Origin of the sequence: Bacillus sp. JJ634, from assembly GCF_036962285.1 — a bacterium.
Lineage (GTDB): Bacteria > Bacillota > Bacilli > Bacillales > DSM-1321 > Peribacillus > Peribacillus asahii_A.
The window spans coordinates 1-16,624 of record NZ_JBALMU010000065.1 but is presented as its reverse complement, the minus strand read 5'-3'; the positions used below and the strand labels follow the sequence as shown (position 1 = coordinate 16,624).

The 16,624-nt window shown below is 37.6% G+C and carries 15 protein-coding genes; 11 read left to right on the top strand and 4 right to left on the bottom strand.

The annotated features are described in order from the left end of the window. The first annotated feature begins 358 nt into the window (after nucleotides 1-358). Nucleotides 359-1,423 carry a GerMN domain-containing protein gene (locus V7068_RS11400; protein WP_499712890.1) on the top strand — a complete coding sequence of 355 codons (1,065 nt, stop codon included), beginning with the start codon at nucleotides 359-361 and terminating at the stop codon, nucleotides 1,421-1,423. Nucleotides 1,424-1,729: 306 nt separating this feature from the next. Next, nucleotides 1,730-2,353: a GIY-YIG nuclease family protein gene (locus V7068_RS11395; protein ID WP_499712889.1), complete on the top strand. Its 624-nt coding sequence runs from the start codon at nucleotides 1,730-1,732 to the stop codon at nucleotides 2,351-2,353. Between the two features lie 163 nt (nucleotides 2,354-2,516). On the opposite strand, the gene V7068_RS11390 is transcribed toward V7068_RS11395, so the two are convergent. After that, nucleotides 2,517-3,719: an MFS transporter gene (locus V7068_RS11390; RefSeq protein ID WP_499712887.1), complete on the bottom strand. Its 1,203-nt coding sequence runs from the start codon at nucleotides 3,717-3,719 to the stop codon at nucleotides 2,517-2,519. Nucleotides 3,720-3,745: 26 nt separating this feature from the next. Beyond that, on the bottom strand, nucleotides 3,746-4,327 hold the full coding sequence (locus V7068_RS11385) for a TetR/AcrR family transcriptional regulator (RefSeq protein ID WP_499712885.1): 582 nt from the start codon (nucleotides 4,325-4,327) through the stop codon (nucleotides 3,746-3,748). A gap of 335 nt (nucleotides 4,328-4,662) precedes the next feature. Between V7068_RS11385 and V7068_RS11380 the strand changes: the two genes are divergently transcribed. Together V7068_RS11380 and V7068_RS11375 are read left to right on the top strand one after the other, a co-directional pair. Then, the gene (locus tag V7068_RS11380; RefSeq protein WP_499712883.1) at nucleotides 4,663-5,358 is read left to right on the top strand and encodes a CoA transferase subunit A; all 696 of its coding nucleotides are present in this window, start codon (nucleotides 4,663-4,665) and stop codon (nucleotides 5,356-5,358) included. After that, nucleotides 5,358-6,029: a 3-oxoacid CoA-transferase subunit B gene (locus V7068_RS11375; RefSeq protein ID WP_252295182.1), complete on the top strand. Its 672-nt coding sequence runs from the start codon at nucleotides 5,358-5,360 to the stop codon at nucleotides 6,027-6,029. The genes V7068_RS11380 and V7068_RS11375 overlap by 1 nt, the downstream gene beginning before the upstream one ends. Nucleotides 6,030-6,380: 351 nt before the next feature. Here the strand turns inward: V7068_RS11375 and V7068_RS11370 are convergent, their stop codons facing one another. Then, nucleotides 6,381-6,647 carry a tyrosine-type recombinase/integrase gene (locus V7068_RS11370; RefSeq protein WP_499712891.1) on the bottom strand — a complete coding sequence of 89 codons (267 nt, stop codon included), beginning with the start codon at nucleotides 6,645-6,647 and terminating at the stop codon, nucleotides 6,381-6,383. 351 nt (nucleotides 6,648-6,998) lie between these two features. Here V7068_RS11370 and V7068_RS11365 point away from each other — a divergent pair, with 351 nt between their 5' ends. The 3 genes from V7068_RS11365 (at nucleotide 6,999) to V7068_RS11355 (ending at nucleotide 11,719) form a co-directional block, all read left to right on the top strand. After that, nucleotides 6,999-9,116 (top strand): ATP-dependent Clp protease ATP-binding subunit, encoded by a 2,118-nt coding sequence (locus V7068_RS11365; RefSeq protein WP_499712881.1) that lies wholly within the window; start codon nucleotides 6,999-7,001, stop codon nucleotides 9,114-9,116. Nucleotides 9,117-9,703: 587 nt separating this feature from the next. Beyond that, nucleotides 9,704-9,940: a helix-turn-helix transcriptional regulator gene (locus V7068_RS11360; RefSeq protein WP_127760332.1), complete on the top strand. Its 237-nt coding sequence runs from the start codon at nucleotides 9,704-9,706 to the stop codon at nucleotides 9,938-9,940. 108 nt (nucleotides 9,941-10,048) lie between these two features. Beyond that, a complete protein-coding gene (locus V7068_RS11355) occupies nucleotides 10,049-11,719 on the top strand; it encodes a ribonuclease J (protein WP_499712879.1) in 1,671 nt (556 codons plus the stop codon). A gap of 148 nt (nucleotides 11,720-11,867) precedes the next feature. Here V7068_RS11355 and V7068_RS11350 read toward each other — a convergent pair whose 3' ends face one another. Beyond that, entirely contained in the window at nucleotides 11,868-12,758 is an 891-nt protein-coding gene (locus V7068_RS11350; RefSeq protein WP_499712877.1) for a site-specific integrase, read from the bottom strand. 315 nt (nucleotides 12,759-13,073) lie between these two features. Here V7068_RS11350 and V7068_RS11345 point away from each other — a divergent pair, with 315 nt between their 5' ends. The 4 genes from V7068_RS11345 (at nucleotide 13,074) to V7068_RS11330 (ending at nucleotide 16,255) form a co-directional block, all read left to right on the top strand. After that, nucleotides 13,074-13,844 (top strand): SDR family oxidoreductase, encoded by a 771-nt coding sequence (locus V7068_RS11345; protein ID WP_499712875.1) that lies wholly within the window; start codon nucleotides 13,074-13,076, stop codon nucleotides 13,842-13,844. A gap of 117 nt (nucleotides 13,845-13,961) precedes the next feature. Next, complete coding sequence (locus V7068_RS11340; protein ID WP_353738300.1) at nucleotides 13,962-14,051, top strand: Spo0E family sporulation regulatory protein-aspartic acid phosphatase; 90 nt, start codon at nucleotides 13,962-13,964, stop codon at nucleotides 14,049-14,051. Between the two features lie 14 nt (nucleotides 14,052-14,065). Next, nucleotides 14,066-14,479 (top strand): acyl-CoA thioesterase, encoded by a 414-nt coding sequence (locus V7068_RS11335; protein ID WP_499712873.1) that lies wholly within the window; start codon nucleotides 14,066-14,068, stop codon nucleotides 14,477-14,479. Between the two features lie 102 nt (nucleotides 14,480-14,581). Then, nucleotides 14,582-16,255, top strand: a complete 1,674-nt coding sequence (locus tag V7068_RS11330) for a thiamine pyrophosphate-binding protein (protein ID WP_499712871.1) — start codon at nucleotides 14,582-14,584, stop codon at nucleotides 16,253-16,255. The last annotated feature ends 369 nt before the right edge of the window (nucleotides 16,256-16,624 follow it).

Below are 16,624 nucleotides of genomic sequence, written 5' to 3'. Positions count from 1 at the left end.
TTCAATATATAGATGAAATATTATCAACAGGAGTCCAATTAGATACAGAGCTTGCAAGTTAATAGAAATGCGCAAAGTGTTAATCGTGTATTTGCCGTTATAAAAGTACCAAGGAAAGTCCTTGGTACTTTTTGTAATGGCGCTAGTGCAGGATTCGGTGGCGGTTTCTGCTAGGGAAATTTTTTTACTATCGGCTTTTTTCAGTGCCTCTCTATCCACAATTCCGTTTTTTATAAGAGCAACTGGCCTCCCTTCAAAAAGGCATCGAAAAAATAAAGATTTTTGTCCAAGAAATTCTACAATACATAATAAAAGCCCTATAAGCACACGGAATAGACGAATGATAAAGGAGATTAACATGAAGAAAAGTATATTAATAGGTTCAGCAGCACTTGTTATTTTATTGGCTGGATGCCAATCAGAAAGTAACTCCAGCAACCATAATAATGAAGTGAATACTAAGGAGAAAGCCCCTTCGGTCCAATCTTTAAAAATTGAAGATTATTACCCAATTAAAGAAAATACTCGATATATATACGATGGAAAAGGAAATGAATACGCTTCATTTAATGTTTACGTTGATTATACTTCCGAGAACAAATTACAAGAAAGAATCGATAATGGCGGAACCGTTATGGCTCGTGTCGTTGAATTAAAAGATGGTAAGTTAACCAGCACCTACTCAAGAGCAGAGGCTTACTATAGAGAAAACCTTTTAGAAACAAAAACAGGGGATGAAGAAACCTTATTAATGGAACCATTAAAAAAAGGAACAACTTGGAGACTCAAGGACTCGAGTGTTAGAACTATAACCAATACTTCTGTGGATGTATCGACTCCTTCCGGAAATTATAAAGCGATTGAGGTAACGACAGAAGGCTCTAATGGACGAAGCATTGATTACTATGCTAAAGGAGTAGGTTTAGTAAAAACTTCATTTTTTTCAGAGGGAATGGAGGTATCCTCTTCTTTGAGTAAAATTGAAGAAAACGCCCCGTTAGTCCAAACAATTACTTTTTACTACCCTAATATTGATGATGATAAGCTGTATTTTAAAAGTAGGGAGCTTTCATTCCTGACAAACTCTATAACCAAAAAGGTTTTAGAAGATGCTTATAAAGAAAACGTACCGAATACAGTAGAACCGGTATTCTCTGAAAACACAAAAATTAACAGTTTGTATTTAAATAAAGATAACAATTTGTACATTGACTTGAATCAAGCTTTTTTAACAGAAATGAGTGCCGGTGCTGCGTATGAAGGAATGATTCTTCAAAGCATTGTTAATACCTTCGGCCAGTATTATGGAGTGGCAAAAGTATACCTCACTATTGATAATGAACCTTATTCATCCGGACACATCGCTATGGAAAAAGGGGGTTTTTTTGAAGTAAATGTAGATGGTGCTATTGAAATAAAATAGGAAGTATGTTGAAAATTATCCAAACACAAAATATGATGGTTTTCATAACATTATTTTTACATTTCTATTCTACCCGAAAAACTGATATTTCACCTTTCTCAATAGATGCTTATTATCATTTACTAACTATCCAATGTGTAGATATACAAAAACAGAGAAGCGCGGGGACCGTCCCGTGCTTTCTTTTTGCCTCAACGATAACTCCAGCAATAGCTGTCATAGACCGTAATGAGACTTAAAAAAGTTTCTATAAACATTTATAGTTGTTACAATATTGTATATATAGGAGGAGGGTAAGAAGTTAAAATGGTTAAACATTTTGGGGTAAATATACGTGAAAAATCTGATGGATTAAAACTAACAAGAGACAATTACATAAAAGTAAATAATAAAAGTTCGTTAGATACAGGAAAAGTTTACTCTGATTCAGAGATAAATAAATATGTAGAAGATAGCTTATTTAATTATGATTTGAATATAGAGTATTTTGATTTATTATCTAAGCTGGAATTTAATAAAGAACTTATGACATTTATCAGTAAAACTAAATTATTTAAGGAAATTACTGATCTTGTTCCGTTAAGTGAGGTTCCTGGATATTATATTATGGTGCTAGATGAATATGCTCAAGCTTATATCGGTAGAAGTGGTAATATTAAAAAACGTATTCAGTCTCATTGGAGTAAACAAAAAGAATTTGACCGGTTACTATTCGGAAGTAAAGAAAATTCCATTTTATCGATAGATAGCTTTAGAGCTTATGATACCACGAGGATATTTGTGTATCCAACTGATGAACTTCATGGGCACGAAGATCATTTCATTAACCTATTTAATAAAAAGTATCTTTTAAATAGAACTAGCGGCGGAACATTGGATGGATTAATGGAAGCTATAATCCATAGAAAAACAAGAGAACTGTTCGTTTAGACCTAACGCTAATGGGGGCTCTAGTAAAATGAATGAGAAGTCTCTTTAATATTCCATAAACCCTTATTTTATAGTAAACAAAGAAAAATCCATTTTGAAAAAGATTGATCAAAATGGATTCTTATCTAGCAAATTTATGTTTCGATTTTATAAAAAAGTTTACTTATTCCGCTAAGCCTTCTGCTAGTTGTTTTTCTTTCCACATGACTGTAATAACGAGGCCAATTCCCATTATGACAGCAGCGAAAAGATAAGGATAGTGGATGTTTACATCAAAGAGTATTCCGCCCATCGCTGGCCCGACGATATTGCCTAAGCTCGTATAGGTTGAGTTCATACCAGCAACAAATCCTTGCTCTTTCCCGGCCGCTTTTGATAAAAATGTCGTCAATGCCGGACGAAGCAAGTCAAATGCAAGGAAGATGAAGCAAGTTACCACAAGCACTGCCAAAAAGCTAGAGATCACGGCGGACGCCACCGCCAATATTGCACCTATGATTAAACACAATTGAATCAGTTTCTTTTCACCGAGTATATCTACCATTTTTCCAAACATAAATATTTGTACAATAACGCCAAAGATTGAGCTTATTGTAATAATGGCTGCAATGTCCTTCGGCGTGTAACCGAATTTATGATCAGAAAATAGGCTAAAAATAGTTTCGTATGCTGATAGACCGAAAGCGAGTACAAATACAATGATAAATGCAATAAAGTAAAGCGGATTAAGCGATCTTTTTAAATCGCTTATAAAGTTTGTTTGCTTTGTATTAGCAGAAATTTCTGCAAGCTGTTCCTTGGTTAGCGGCTCTTTTAAGATAAATATGGATGAAATACATGCTAAAAAAGCAATAGATGCCGCAAAGAAGAAGGGGAAACGTATTCCATATTCTGCAATAAAGCCACCGATGCCAGGTCCTATAATAAAGCCCGTGCTAATGGCTGCGGAAAGATAGCCCATCGCTTTGGGCCGTTCCTGAACGGATGTAATATCTGCAACATATGCAGTAACACCCGGCATAATAAAGGCGGCACTAATTCCCCCTAGAACCCTTGATAGATAAAGCACCCAAACATTCGTGCCTAAACCAAAGATAAGTTCTGATACACCAAAAAGGAGTAAGCCGATTATGATGATTTTCTTTCTGCCATAACGGTCAACAAAGCGTCCTGCGAGTGGTGACATAAGCAGTTGTGCGACCGCAAATACCGCAACAAGATAGCCCATCGTTTTTCCTGATAAATGCATGATATTCATGAAAGACGGCATAACAGGGACGATAAGACCAACTCCTAGAAATGCAATGAATATATTACTTAGAAGAATAATTAATACCGCTTTTTGTTCTTTTATTGTTTTCTTCATGGATTAACATCTCTTTTCTGTTCCAATCATTGATGTAAAATACCTCTCCAAAATACTGTCCAAGAGGCTTCTAATTTATCCTTCAGCCGCTCCTCATCATTTCCGTATACAAGCTCCAGCATAATAGAATCGACTACTCCCAAAAAGGCGAAAGTCGGCGTTTTTGCTACATCTCTGACTATTACTTCAGCATCGATCCAATCCTGAAATTTGCTTTCTAGTATCGCCTGCACCTTCTCCTCGATATCGATTACTTCCTCTTCGATTGCTTTTGAAAGATGTGCTGGTGGAAAAAAAGACATACGTAGCCAAAACTTTAACTGCTCATTTTTTTGGAAAAGATCAATGACCAATTTTAGAAATCCGTATAAATCTTTTTCGGGATTTTGTGAATCGATTTTATTGAAATATTGAAGTTTCGAAGATAGCTCAGTCTCTTTCGCATCACGCAAAACTTGCAGAAAAAGATCATCCTTCCCTTTAAAATGGGTGTAAATAGATTGCTTTTTTATACCGACTTCTTCAGCAATTTGAGAGAGGGATGCTCCTTCATAACCATGAATGGTGAAATATTTTAGAGCTGCCTCTTTAATTTCATTACTTTTCAATATAATCACCTCGTATTTTACGAACGTTCGTCAGTTATATTAGCAAATTAAATAAACAAAAGCAATCGGATAATATGCAAAAAACCATCATCTTATGCAAAAATGCATATGCAAAAACATATTAAGTCAATAAAAACCCATATGTTAAGCGTTTTCATTTTGGCATATCTCTTGCATTATCTAGTAATACAAAAGATAGTGATAGCTTTATAGGGATCAGTATCGAGATATTTCTATGGATTTATAAACTTGATAAAATCTATCCACAAATGGTTGCGGGTTTTCAAAAGCATAATCGAACATCACTTTAAGTTTCAAAATGAAAGGATGATTATATGCAAAATGTGAAGGATAATCAGGTTGAAACAAATGTTCAGTTTCTAACAGCGGAAGACGCAATTGCAAAAATACCCGCTAATGGTGCGACAATGATGGTTGGAGGGTTTGGAGATTCTGGTATCCCGGAGTATTTACTTCAGGCGGTGATGAATCGTGATGAGGTCACTGAATTAACGATTATGAGCAATAATATAACTGAAGGCTCGAATTTAAATGAATTATTTTTATTGAATCGAATAAAAAAAGCTATCGGTTCCTATTTCACAACAAATAAAGCAGTCATGAAAGCATATAACGAAGGGCGTATCGACATTGAGTTAATCCCACAGGGAACATTTTCAGAAGCATTGCGTTTAGGCGGGTCTGGCATTCCAGCTTTTTATACGCCGACTTCAGCTGGAACGGAGCTTGCTGAGGGAAAAGAGACTCGTTATTTTAATAATCGTGAGTATGTCCTTGAACATTCACTTAGTGCCGATGTTGCTCTTATTAAAGCGTACAAGGCTGACAAAGCGGGCAATCTTATTTACCGTAAAACGGCTCGGAACTTTAATCCACTTATGGCGATGGCTGCAGATCTAACCATTGTTGAAGTAGAGGAGATTGTAGAGATTGGGGAACTTGACCCAGAATCAATCGTTACACCCTTTATATTTGTTGATGTCATCGTAAAAAGAGTGGTGAATGCTTAATGAAATTGGAATCAATTAGACACTATATTGCTTGGCGCGCTGCCCAGGAATTAAAGACAGGCATCGTGAATCTAGGTATTGGTATCCCGACATTAGTGGCTGATTACCTTACTCCGGGAAAAGTAACCTTACATTCTGAAAACGGTATTCTAGGCGTTGGTGCGGCACCGGCTGAGGGTTTTGTAGACCGAGATTTAATTAATGCAGGAAAACAGCCAATTACTCAACTGCCACATACCTCCTTTTTTGACAGTTCTCTATCCTTTGCGATGATGCGCGGCGGACATTTAGACGCTACCGTCATTGGGGCACTGCAGGTAGCGGAAAACGGGGATATTGCCAGCTGGGCGATACCAGGAAAAGATGTTCTAGGAGTCGGTGGTGTGATGGATTTAGTTGCTGGCGCGAAAAAAGTAATCGTTACAACAACCCATTTGAATGCGAAAGGTGAACCGAAGATCCTTCCCCGCTGTACCTATCCTTTAACGGCAAAAGGGAGGGTTGATACAGTTATCACCGAATACGCAGTCTTTAAAATTCGCAGCGGACAACTATATCTTGAGGAAATTGTTGCAGGCATTTCCCTTGATGAACTTAAACAAATAACCCCAGCATCCTACGAAGTATCTGCAAACTTGCAACGAGTCAATGCCTTTGATTTGGTGAAATGATTTTGAAAAAATAGAGTAAGAAAGAAGATGTTTTTAAAATATGCTTAACCTACAAATGTTGGGCCTGAAGAATTTCAAAAGGAATTTGCAGATAGTTCAAAAGGTGGTTCGGAAAATTGACAGGGTGGGGGTCAGGGGTTCAAGTCCCTCACAGGTCATCATTTAAACAAGGCTCAAATTCTTTTGTATCGAGGGTTTGGGCTTTTTCTTTGTTTTCTGGCATATCCATTTTATCCCTGGGTTTTTATACATTGCACAAATACTGCACAGAAACTGCACGAGACTGTCGCTTTGTCTTACAGTCATAAGGATTCCATTGTTTGTTTTTATGTGCTTCTTTGTTCGTTATGTCTAGAAGCGATCATCAAATCGATTGGCTGTTTTCTTTTGCATTTCTTCATTTGTATGCGAGTAGATATCAAGTGTAATTCCTACTCTGGCATGTCCTAAACGTTCGCTCACCACTTTGGGGTTTTCGCCCATTTGCATCAAAATCGTGGCAGGAGTATGTCTCAAATTGTGAAAAGGAATGTCAGGAACGTCTGCTTTCTTCGTAGGAGCTTTAAACTTACGAATGAGATTTCGTGGTTCAAGATAAACGCCAGCTTTTGATGCAATGACTAAACCTAGTCAAGTATTTAAACGAAAAAAATAATGAACGCCATTCTAATATCAAGTTCCAAAAGTGGATTAGTAATCAAATTATTAACTAATTATATTAGCAAAAGAGAGACTTGGGCAAAAATAGACTGATAATTACATTACATGATTCTTATGTTTCAAAGAGTATGGTGAAATAAACGTTTACTAGGTTGGGTATACACCCAACCATTACCTGTAGAAATGTTATGAGAAGTACAATATAATAGAAAAAACTTAATAAAAAGTTCACTGGGCCTACTAATAGAAGTGGCTCTTTTTCATATATTTATAGTCAAAAATAGTCAAGGTCAAAAGGAGGATTGAAATATGATTTGTGAAAACTGTCAAACAACGCAGGCGAGTTATAAGTTAAAAATATCTTTTGATCAGAATCAAAGCCAAATTAGTTTGTGTACAGAATGCTATGAAATCGCAATACAAAAATTGGAAAACGATTCCATTGATTTTGATAACCAAATGTTCAATCAATTGGACTCAGATGGCAGCCAGTCCGAGCAACATGTCAATGTAAACCAGCCAAAGAATCGTGAAACAAACGGTTTTCTTGATCAACATGGACGGAACTTGACGAATGAAGCGAAAGAAGGGCGAATTGATAGCGTGATCGGTAGGGATAAAGAAATTGAACGTGTCCTTCAGATACTAAACCGTCGTACAAAAAATAATCCGGTCTTAATTGGTGAAGCAGGTGTAGGGAAAACAGCGATTGTTGAAGGCCTTGCCCTTCAAATCGTTAAAGGCAAAGTACCTGCGAAACTAAAAACGAAAGAAGTGTATTTGCTAGACATTAGTTCACTTGTATCAGGTACAGCTTACAGAGGACAATTTGAAGAAAAAATGAAACAACTTGTTACTGAATTACAACAACGTGAGAACGTCATTTTGTTTATTGATGAATTGCACATGATGGTTGGTGCTGGAGGTACTTCTAACGGTTCAATGGACGCAGGGAATATATTAAAACCAGCATTAGCGCGCGGTGATATCCAAGTGGTTGGAGCAACAACGATGAAAGAGTATCGCATGATTGAAAAAGATCCAGCACTTGAGCGTCGCTTCCAATCGGTGATCGTTAAAGAGCCGTCTGTTAATGAAGCGATTGATATTCTAAAAGGAATTCGGCCAGCATATGAAAAGTATCACGATGTGACGTATTCAGATGATGTACTAAAAGCATGTGTCACACTATCAAAACGCTATATTCAAGATCGTTTCTTACCAGATAAGGCCATCGATTTAATGGATGAGGCCGGTGCAATGCTAAACCTTGCTCATGGAGGGCTAGATGTTAACTATTTAAAACAGCGCTTAAAAGAAATTGCTGAAGAAAAACAACAAGCAGCGAAATTAGAGCACTACGAAAAAGCGGCGATTCTTCGTGATGAAGAGAGAGAAATAAAACAAATATTATCTGAATACTCAGGCGACATAACGAAGGATATTACCGTAGAAATGGTCCAAGAGATTATTGAAAATAGTACTGGAATCCCTGTACAAAAGCTACAAAAAGCAGAACAACAAAAAATGAAAGACTTGAAAGAGAGACTAGCAAGTAAAATTATTGGTCAGGATAAAGCAATTGAAAAAGTAGCCAATGCAATCTTAAGGGCAAGCGTAGGATTAAAACCTAAAACACGTCCAACAGCTTCATTCTTATTCTTAGGTCCAACGGGTACAGGTAAAACCGAGTTAACGAAAACTCTTGCAGAAGAATTATTCGGCAGTAAAGATGCGATGATTCGCTTAGATATGAGTGAATATATGGAAAAGCATTCTGTTTCTAAGCTCATTGGTTCACCTCCTGGCTATGTCGGACATGAGGAAGCAGGTCAGTTAACGGAACAAGTTCGTAGAAACCCCTATTCAATTATTCTGCTAGATGAAATAGAAAAAGCACACCCAGATGTCATGAATATGTTTCTTCAAATCATGGAAGATGGCAGGTTAACGGATAGCCAAGGAAGAGTCGTGAGCTTTACTGAAACCATTATTATCATGACTTCAAATGCTGGTGTTGGCAGTAAAAAAATAGGTTCAATTGGTTTTGGTAGTGACGAACAGGAAGGAGTAGACTCAAATATTATCGACAAAATCGGAAATTACTTTAAGCTTGAGTTCTTAAACCGTATCGATTCGATTATTGAGTTTAATCACCTACAAAAAGAGAACCTCGTGGAAATTATCGATATTATGATTGTAGAGCTTAAAGAAACATTAGAAGAACAAGGGATTTCGATTGAAATTGATAAGGAAGCAAAAGAAAAGATTGCGGAACTAGGTTATAGCAGTGTATTTGGTGCTCGACCACTTCGACGCGTCATCCAAGAGCAAATTGAAGATAAAATCACTTCTTTAATTATTAATAGCGAAAACGTAACTGTAATCACTGTATCAGTAGAAAATAATAAAATTAACGTAGCATAAGGATAGATGATCTTCATCTATCCTTTCAGCTTGTCGAGAAACCCCACTTTTCAAATGAGTGGGGTTTCTCTTATTAATAGATTATTCAATGTTGGAACAAAAAAAGATTTCTATAAAGAGGATTGCAAACCATCTCACTTCCTACAAAAAAAGACTTTTGGGGATACTTGTAAAATTTCATAAAATCAGCGATTTCTCGGTATCTTCTTCATAGCGTTTTAAACAGTCATCTTCTAAAAATCCGATGGAAAGCTTTTATTTCAAAATGGATTCTTTTTATTTATCGTAAAATACCGGTTTGTGAGGTGCTTTTAATCAATCTTTATTACAAAGCAACAACAGACAGAGGGTATCCAAGTTTAGGGATTTATGTCTAATCAGTTTATATTTTCGTGTTGACGAGTGACACAAAAGTTCGGACGCTCTTGTTTTTTGACACAAAGCTCTAGACACTCTCGGAAAATGAAACAAAAGTCTAGACCCTCTTGTATTATAATTTTCGTGAAGTTTAAAAAATTAAATTGTTGACCAAGCTTGATGAAAAGAGGCGAATCTTAACATTTCGTATCTGCCAAGGAGGTTCATGTATGGATTGGTTTTCATTAGGAAAAAGGCGTTCCAAGTTTGGTAAGTTCTTAGATCGTCACGAATTAACGCAACAGGAAGTTGTTGAAAAGAGTGGGGTTAGTCGGGGTACAATCAGCAGATTATGCCAGGTAGAACATGAAAATGGACCAACAATGCAGAATGCCCGAAAGGTTATAAAGGCCTTGCGTGACTTAACAGGAAAAAACGTTGATTATGATGATTTCTGGAGTATGTAAATAAAAACGTAGGGAAAGTAAGAGTTTCCAATGGTCACATTATTGTCAGCAGGGTAAAGCCTTCTTGCGCTGAATCTTTTTAAAAATTTAAAGTGGGAGGATATAAATTTGAGTACAAAAGAGAATGCATTATCTATCTTCGCCTTAGGCGGCTTGAATGAAATCGGGAAAAATATGTATGCAATCGAATATTCAAACGATATCGTGATTATCGACTGTGGTAATAAGTTTCCAGATGAAAGTTTATTAGGAATTGATTTGATTATCCCTGATATAGCTTACTTAGTAGAAAATAAAGATAAAGTCAGGGCTTTAATTGTCACACATGGACATGAAGATCATATCGGGGGGATCCCGTTCTTCTTAAAAAAATTGAATGTACCCGTTTATGCCACACGCTTCACACTAGGATTAATTGAAATCAAATTAAAAGAACATAAACTTCTAAGAGAAAGCGAACTTGTTGAAATCAACTCAAACTCAAACTTGAAAATCGGAGAAATGAGTGTGAGCTTTTTCAAAGTAACCCATAGTATTCCTGATTGCTTGGGAATGGTCTTTCACACACCAGAGGGTAATATTGTACATACGGGGGACTTCAAGTTCGATTTAACACCTGCGAATAATGAGCATTCGGATATTCATAAAATGGCTGAAATCGGCAAAGAAGGGGTCTTGCTTCTATTGTCTGAGAGTACCAACGCAGAACGTCCTGGTTTGACCCCATCGGAACAAATGGTAGGTGAACATGTGGAAGCAACTTTCATGAAAGCCGAACGCAAAGTTATTCTTTCTACCTTTGCTTCAAATATTAGTCGCGTTCAGCAAGTCGTGAATGCAGCGCAAAAAACAAATCGAAAACTTGCGTTGCTTGGACGAAGTATGGTTAAGGTCGTAGCGGTTGCTATGGAACATGGTTATTTAACAGTTCCTGATGGAATGTTAATTGACCCACATGAAATCAATGAAATGGCTCCTGAAAAGGTGGCTATTTTATGCACCGGGAGTCAAGGAGAACCATTGGCTGCTCTTGCCCGCCTGTCCACTGGAAACTTTCGCGGTGTCGACATTTTACCTGAAGATACGGTTATCTTTGCAGCAGGTCCAATACCCGGGAATGAACGAAATGTCACGAATATCGTAGACAACTTATTTGCACTTGGAGCCAAAGTGATTTATGGATTAGGAAGTACATCCGGAATGCATGTTTCCGGCCATGGTTATCAAGAAGATTTAAAACTAATGCTTACATTAATGAAACCAAAATATTTTATTCCCATTCACGGTGAATTTAGAATGCTACACCATCACCGTTTGTTAGCTGAATCCGTTGGAGTAGAGCAAGGAAACACGTTTATCATCAATAATGGCGATGTCGTCGATATTGAACATACCATTGCCCGTCAGACCCGGAAAATACCGGTTGGGAATACCTACGTAGACGGGGGGGATGTCGGTAATGTTGGGGAATTTGTGTTACGAGACCGCAAACAGCTTTCAGAGGATGGAATGCTCATGATTGTTTTAACTATGAGCAAAGCGGAAAGAAAACTGCTTTCTGAACCCGATACCATTTCTCGTGGATTTATGGATAGAGATTTCTCGGAATTCCGCGAAGACGTTAATCGACTTACTACAAAAATTGTTAACGAGTTACAAGAAGCAAATAGAAACCAATGGAATGTAATGAAAAAACAAATAAAAAAATCAATACGACAATATGTATATACACATACTAAGAAAAAGCCAATGATTGTTCCTATACTTATTGAAATTTAATAGGGGGGAAGTTTTAAAAAAATGAATTAATTGATCTTCAGCAATCGGGCGCTATAGTTGAATAAGATGTACGGGAAATAAGAAAATGACGTGTACCATTTTACACGTCATTTTCTTGTTGTGATTTATAAACAGAATTCCTTCACTTTTAACCAAGCATTTCCTCTAATTTGCTCACCGTTTCTATTTGCATATCCAAATCAGTATGGGAGTAGATATCTAATGTAATGCCGACATTTGCATGACCGAGACGTTCACTGACAATTTTGGAATTGATGCCTTGTTTCATTAGTAGTGTTGCATTGGTGTGTCGTAATCCATGAATAGATATTTTTTTCATTTCCGCTTTTTTGATTAGTCGGTCGAAGGTGCGGACTAAATTACGAGGGTGTACAGGCTTACCATCTGTCGTACAAACAACAAGGTTGAAGTTTTGGTAAGCTGTACCCATCCGCTGTTTTATTCCATCTTGTTCAGCTTTCAGTTCTTGCAATAATTCGATAAGGCTAGCGGGAATAACAACTTCGCGGAATGAGTTAGAAGTTTTAGGTGTGGTGAAGATGAGCCCATGTTCTTTTGTATAGGCAAGGGATTCTTGTATTTTTAAGGTTTGTTTCTCCAAATGAACATTGTCCCACTTCAAGGCCAATGAAAAGGCCACTCTCCACCGAAGTTCATCACAAGTTTCTAGGAATGTTTTTGCTTCTTCCGCTGTCCATGTTTCTTTTGCTTTTTTCTCAATCGATGGCCCTTTTACACGTTCTGTTGGATTCTTACGGATTAATTCCCAATCGATGGCTGTTTGAAATGCCTTGCTTAGGATATTGGGAATAATTTTGACGGTGGCAGGCGATAGGCCGTCATTCGATTTGCGCGATAAAAATTGTTGGACGTCATAGGTTTTAATTGAACTCATTTCACATTTAGCAAAAGCGGGGAGAATATGATTTTTGACCACACGTTCTGCACGTTCAAATGTTGTCGGCTTTACTTCATGTTTGTACACGGTGTGAAGCCATTTATTGATAAAGACCTCCATTAGCTCGTTTTTAGGAGTGAAGTATCCGTAAGTTATTCATAAATGAATTAACGATACAATAATGAATAGCTATAAAAGGCGGAATAGATGAGAGATAATTCATTATTGAATTATTTAACGATTTATTCATATAAAATATAGCCGTTTATCCCGTTAAAAACTTGGCACGCAAGTTGCATTAATAAAAGGGGAAGAAATAAGAACTGACTAAGCACAGAACCTCGCTTTAATGGATGAAGAAGGTTCAGTCTCCAGTCGATGTTGTTGGAGGTTCGTTAAGGATTATCTCAAGTAAGACCTAATAGGAGGAAAAATATGACGAAATCTTTGTTTGATTTAAGTGGAAAAACAGCGCTTATTACAGGCGGGGGAAGTGGATTGGGAAGAGTGATCGCAGAAGTATTTGCGGAATATGGTGCAAATGTAGCCGTTTGTTCTCGAAAATTACATAATTGTCAGGAAACCGCAGAGGATTTGAAAAATACGTTCTCTATACAGGCAAAGGCATATGAATGCAATGTAGCCAGTGAAGTAGCTGTAGTTGACACAATGGAAGCCGTTCTTTCTGATTTTGGCCAAATCGATATTCTCGTCAATAATAGCGGGGCTACTTGGGGAGAAAAAGTGGAGAATATGCCGCTTGAAGCATGGCAAAAGGTCTTGAATGTGAATGTAACCGGCACATTTCTAATGTCAAAGGCCGTTGGAAAACATATGATCAGTCGCGGCAAGGGGAAGATTATTAATATCGGTTCTGTTGCAGGGCTGAAGGCAGAACCTCCGGAAGTCCTAAATGCAATTGGATACAGTACAAGTAAAGCAGCGGTCCATCATTTTACGAAAGATTTAGCAAGAAAATGGGCGGGGTATGGAGTAAATGTCAATGCAATTGCACCGGGATTCTTTGAAACGAAAATGACAAAGCACGTACTTGACCAAAGAGAGGCTGCAATAATAAATAAAAATCCCATGAAAAAATTGGGGGATCCTGACTCACTGAAAGGAGCGGCACTTTTTTTAGCTGGCAATGGAAGTGATTATATTACGGGACAGATTATTGCAATAGACGGTGGCGTTTCTTTGTAATAACAAGTGAAGCGTAGGTGACGAGCTTCTTGTATGAAGTAGGAGCTTCCTAATAAATTAGAAACTTAGTAAAAGGTGATGGGAATTATATTTTAAGAGAATGAAAGACCCTATAGTATGAGCATAGAGGGTTATCGACAGGAAATGTACGATTTGGCAAAGGAAACAGGCAGGAATAATCAAGAAGTATTAAGAATCAGTCAATAGAAAGGGGTTTGAACATGAATAACATTCCTGAAATCGATGTGTATGTTAGGTTTTGTGAGACAGATGCAGCAGGTCATGTCAATAACACTAGTTACTTTATATATATGGAAGAAGCACGAACAAAATTTTTTAAAGCAATTGGTTACGACAGAGATAATAGGGGAGAAATGAATTTCATTGTGGCCTCAGCACAGTGTGATTATTTGGCTCAGGCCTATGCAAATCAAACGCTAACTCTTTCCACGAGGGTTTCCAAAATCGGAACCAAAAGCTATACATTGGCGCACGAAATTAAATCAGCAGATACGGGTGCAATGATTGCAGCTGGAAGTGCTGTTATCGTTTGTTTTAACTTTCAAACACAACAGTCCGAAGTCATTCCGCCAGAACTGCGTTCGATTCTTGAACAGTGTTTTGTTACAGTTTGAAAGTGGAATCGATCGTAATAAAAAAATGGCCATGATTCTATTGTAGATAGAACAAAATCAAAGCATGGCCATACTTCTATTAAAATATAAGGGTGTGACGTAATGCTAGGTAGAGACTTTTTTTTAAAGGCTTTGAAAGAATACGAGGTAGAGTATTTATTTGGAAATCCAGGGACAACTGAATTGCCATTAATCGATGGTTTGGTGAACTATCCAGATATTGAATTTATTGTTTCATTACACGAGGATGTGTGTGTTGGTATGGCGGCAGGTTATGCGCAAGCAACGGGAAAACCAGGCGTTGTTAACTTGCATGCAGCTCCGGGTCTTGCTCATGGTATGGGGAACGTATACGATGCCTATCGAGCGGGGGTCCCTCTCATTGTCACAGCCGGGCAGCAGGACACTAGACTCGCTATACAAGAACCTGCACTCTGGGGCGAAATGGTTAGCATGGTCAAGGATTACACTAAATGGAGCTGGGAAGTGAAAAACGCTCAAGAATTACCGACAGTATTACATAGAGCGTTCAAAATGGCCCTAACTGAACCGATGGGTCCTGTTTTCCTTTCTCTTCCTTCTGATGTACTTTGGCAAGAGGTAGATGCAGAACCCATTCCTCTAACCGTTGTTTCCTCTAATACAAGGGGAGACCTTGAAGCTGTTCAAAATGCTGCTATTTTAATTAGACAAGCTAAGAACCCTGTCTTTTTGGTTGGAGATCAATTAGCAAGCTGTGAAGGTTTGAACGAGATGGTTCAACTTGCAGAGATGATCGGAGCCCCGGTTTATGTTGAGCATCAATGCTCTCGCTTAAACTTCCCTTATGGACATCCACAGTATGCAGGGAGATGTTTGCCTAACGGTCCATATATCGAGAAGGTACTCAAAGATGCAGATGTAGTCGTTTTTGTTGGTGTAACGAGTCAAGCTCCATTACTTTATTTTGACAGACCTATTATTCAACCAGGAACCAAGGTGATTGCTATTAACAGCGGAGAGTGGGAGCTGGGAAAAAATATGCATGTTGATACTGCTATTCTGGCAAATCCAAGAATCGCAGTTAAAGAGATTACAGAACTAATCGACCTTCATGCTAGTAATGAGGACCGAGCCAGATTTGAAAGTTTAAAAGAAAAAACTTTACTAATGAAAAAACAAAGTGATGAACAGCGTTTGAAAGAATTAGAAGGAGCGAGAGGACAAGTTCCATTATCCCCTGCTGAAGTCGTATATGAACTAAATAAAGCACTCCCTGAGAATGTTTTGGTGGTTGATGAATCCGTGACCTCCGGAAGGTTCACACATAGTTATTTGGAACTGAATCAACCTGGCAGTCTTATCGCGTTAAAGGGCGGCGGTCTTGGATACGGTATGCCGGCTTCTCTTGGTGCTCAGTTAGGACGTCCTGATCAAAGGGTAGTCAATGTGATTGGGGATGGCTCTTCACTTTACTATATCCAATCTTTATGGAATGCCGCCAAGCATAACCTACCAGTTGTTTTTGTGATTATGAATAATCAAAGCTACATGATTCTTAAAGGCGGAATTCTGAATATCGACGGAGAATCTGCAAAACAAAACGTTTTTCCTGGAATGGATTTAAACGAACCTGCAGTGGATTTTGTTAGTGTGGCAAAGGGATTTGGAATCGATTCGATAAGAATTGAAAAACCTGAAGAACTCCAACCAGCTTTTGGGAAAGCGTTTAATGAGAAAAAACCAATTTTGCTGGATGTTTTAATAGATTCAACGGTAAGAGTTTTTCTTAAGTAATTTGTTAGGAAGCATTCTGTATTGATATTGTATTTTTTTAGAATATTTCTCGTCATTTTGCGGCGAGCAACTATAGAAACAAACCAGTCCATGCGGCGAGTTCTTGAGCCGTATGGACCTTTGTTATGAAAAAAATCAGATGTTCTAGATGAATTTTCACCTATTAACCATATAAATGTTCAAATGTTGAATGAGTAACATAGGAGGATTGATAGAGCGTTTAGTATTAATCAGGCTGAAACGTACCATAAGTAGTATAAAGTTCCTTTAAGAAAAGAATAAAAGAATTATTCAATTTTCTTATTGTTAATAATCGTAATGATGTAAATATAATAAATTACCGTCACTAATTTTTGGTGACGGTAATTT

What these genes read in the sequence shown, in the direction of transcription:
- V7068_RS11400 (WP_499712890.1), top strand. Translation starts at nt 359, where the DNA reads ATGAAGAAAAGTATATTAATAGGTTCAGCAGCACTTGTTATTTTATTG.
- V7068_RS11395 (WP_499712889.1), top strand. Translation starts at nt 1,730, where the DNA reads ATGGTTAAACATTTTGGGGTAAATATACGTGAAAAATCTGATGGATTA.
- V7068_RS11390 (WP_499712887.1), bottom strand. Translation starts at nt 3,719, where the DNA reads ATGAAGAAAACAATAAAAGAACAAAAAGCGGTATTAATTATTCTTCTA.
- V7068_RS11380 (WP_499712883.1), top strand. Translation starts at nt 4,663, where the DNA reads ATGCAAAATGTGAAGGATAATCAGGTTGAAACAAATGTTCAGTTTCTA.
- V7068_RS11375 (WP_252295182.1), top strand. Translation starts at nt 5,358, where the DNA reads ATGAAATTGGAATCAATTAGACACTATATTGCTTGGCGCGCTGCCCAG.
- V7068_RS11365 (WP_499712881.1), top strand. Translation starts at nt 6,999, where the DNA reads ATGATTTGTGAAAACTGTCAAACAACGCAGGCGAGTTATAAGTTAAAA.
- V7068_RS11360 (WP_127760332.1), top strand. Translation starts at nt 9,704, where the DNA reads ATGGATTGGTTTTCATTAGGAAAAAGGCGTTCCAAGTTTGGTAAGTTC.
- V7068_RS11350 (WP_499712877.1), bottom strand. Translation starts at nt 12,758, where the DNA reads ATGGAGGTCTTTATCAATAAATGGCTTCACACCGTGTACAAACATGAA.
- V7068_RS11345 (WP_499712875.1), top strand. Translation starts at nt 13,074, where the DNA reads ATGACGAAATCTTTGTTTGATTTAAGTGGAAAAACAGCGCTTATTACA.
- V7068_RS11340 (WP_353738300.1), top strand. Translation starts at nt 13,962, where the DNA reads ATGAGCATAGAGGGTTATCGACAGGAAATGTACGATTTGGCAAAGGAA.
- V7068_RS11335 (WP_499712873.1), top strand. Translation starts at nt 14,066, where the DNA reads ATGAATAACATTCCTGAAATCGATGTGTATGTTAGGTTTTGTGAGACA.
- V7068_RS11330 (WP_499712871.1), top strand. Translation starts at nt 14,582, where the DNA reads ATGCTAGGTAGAGACTTTTTTTTAAAGGCTTTGAAAGAATACGAGGTA.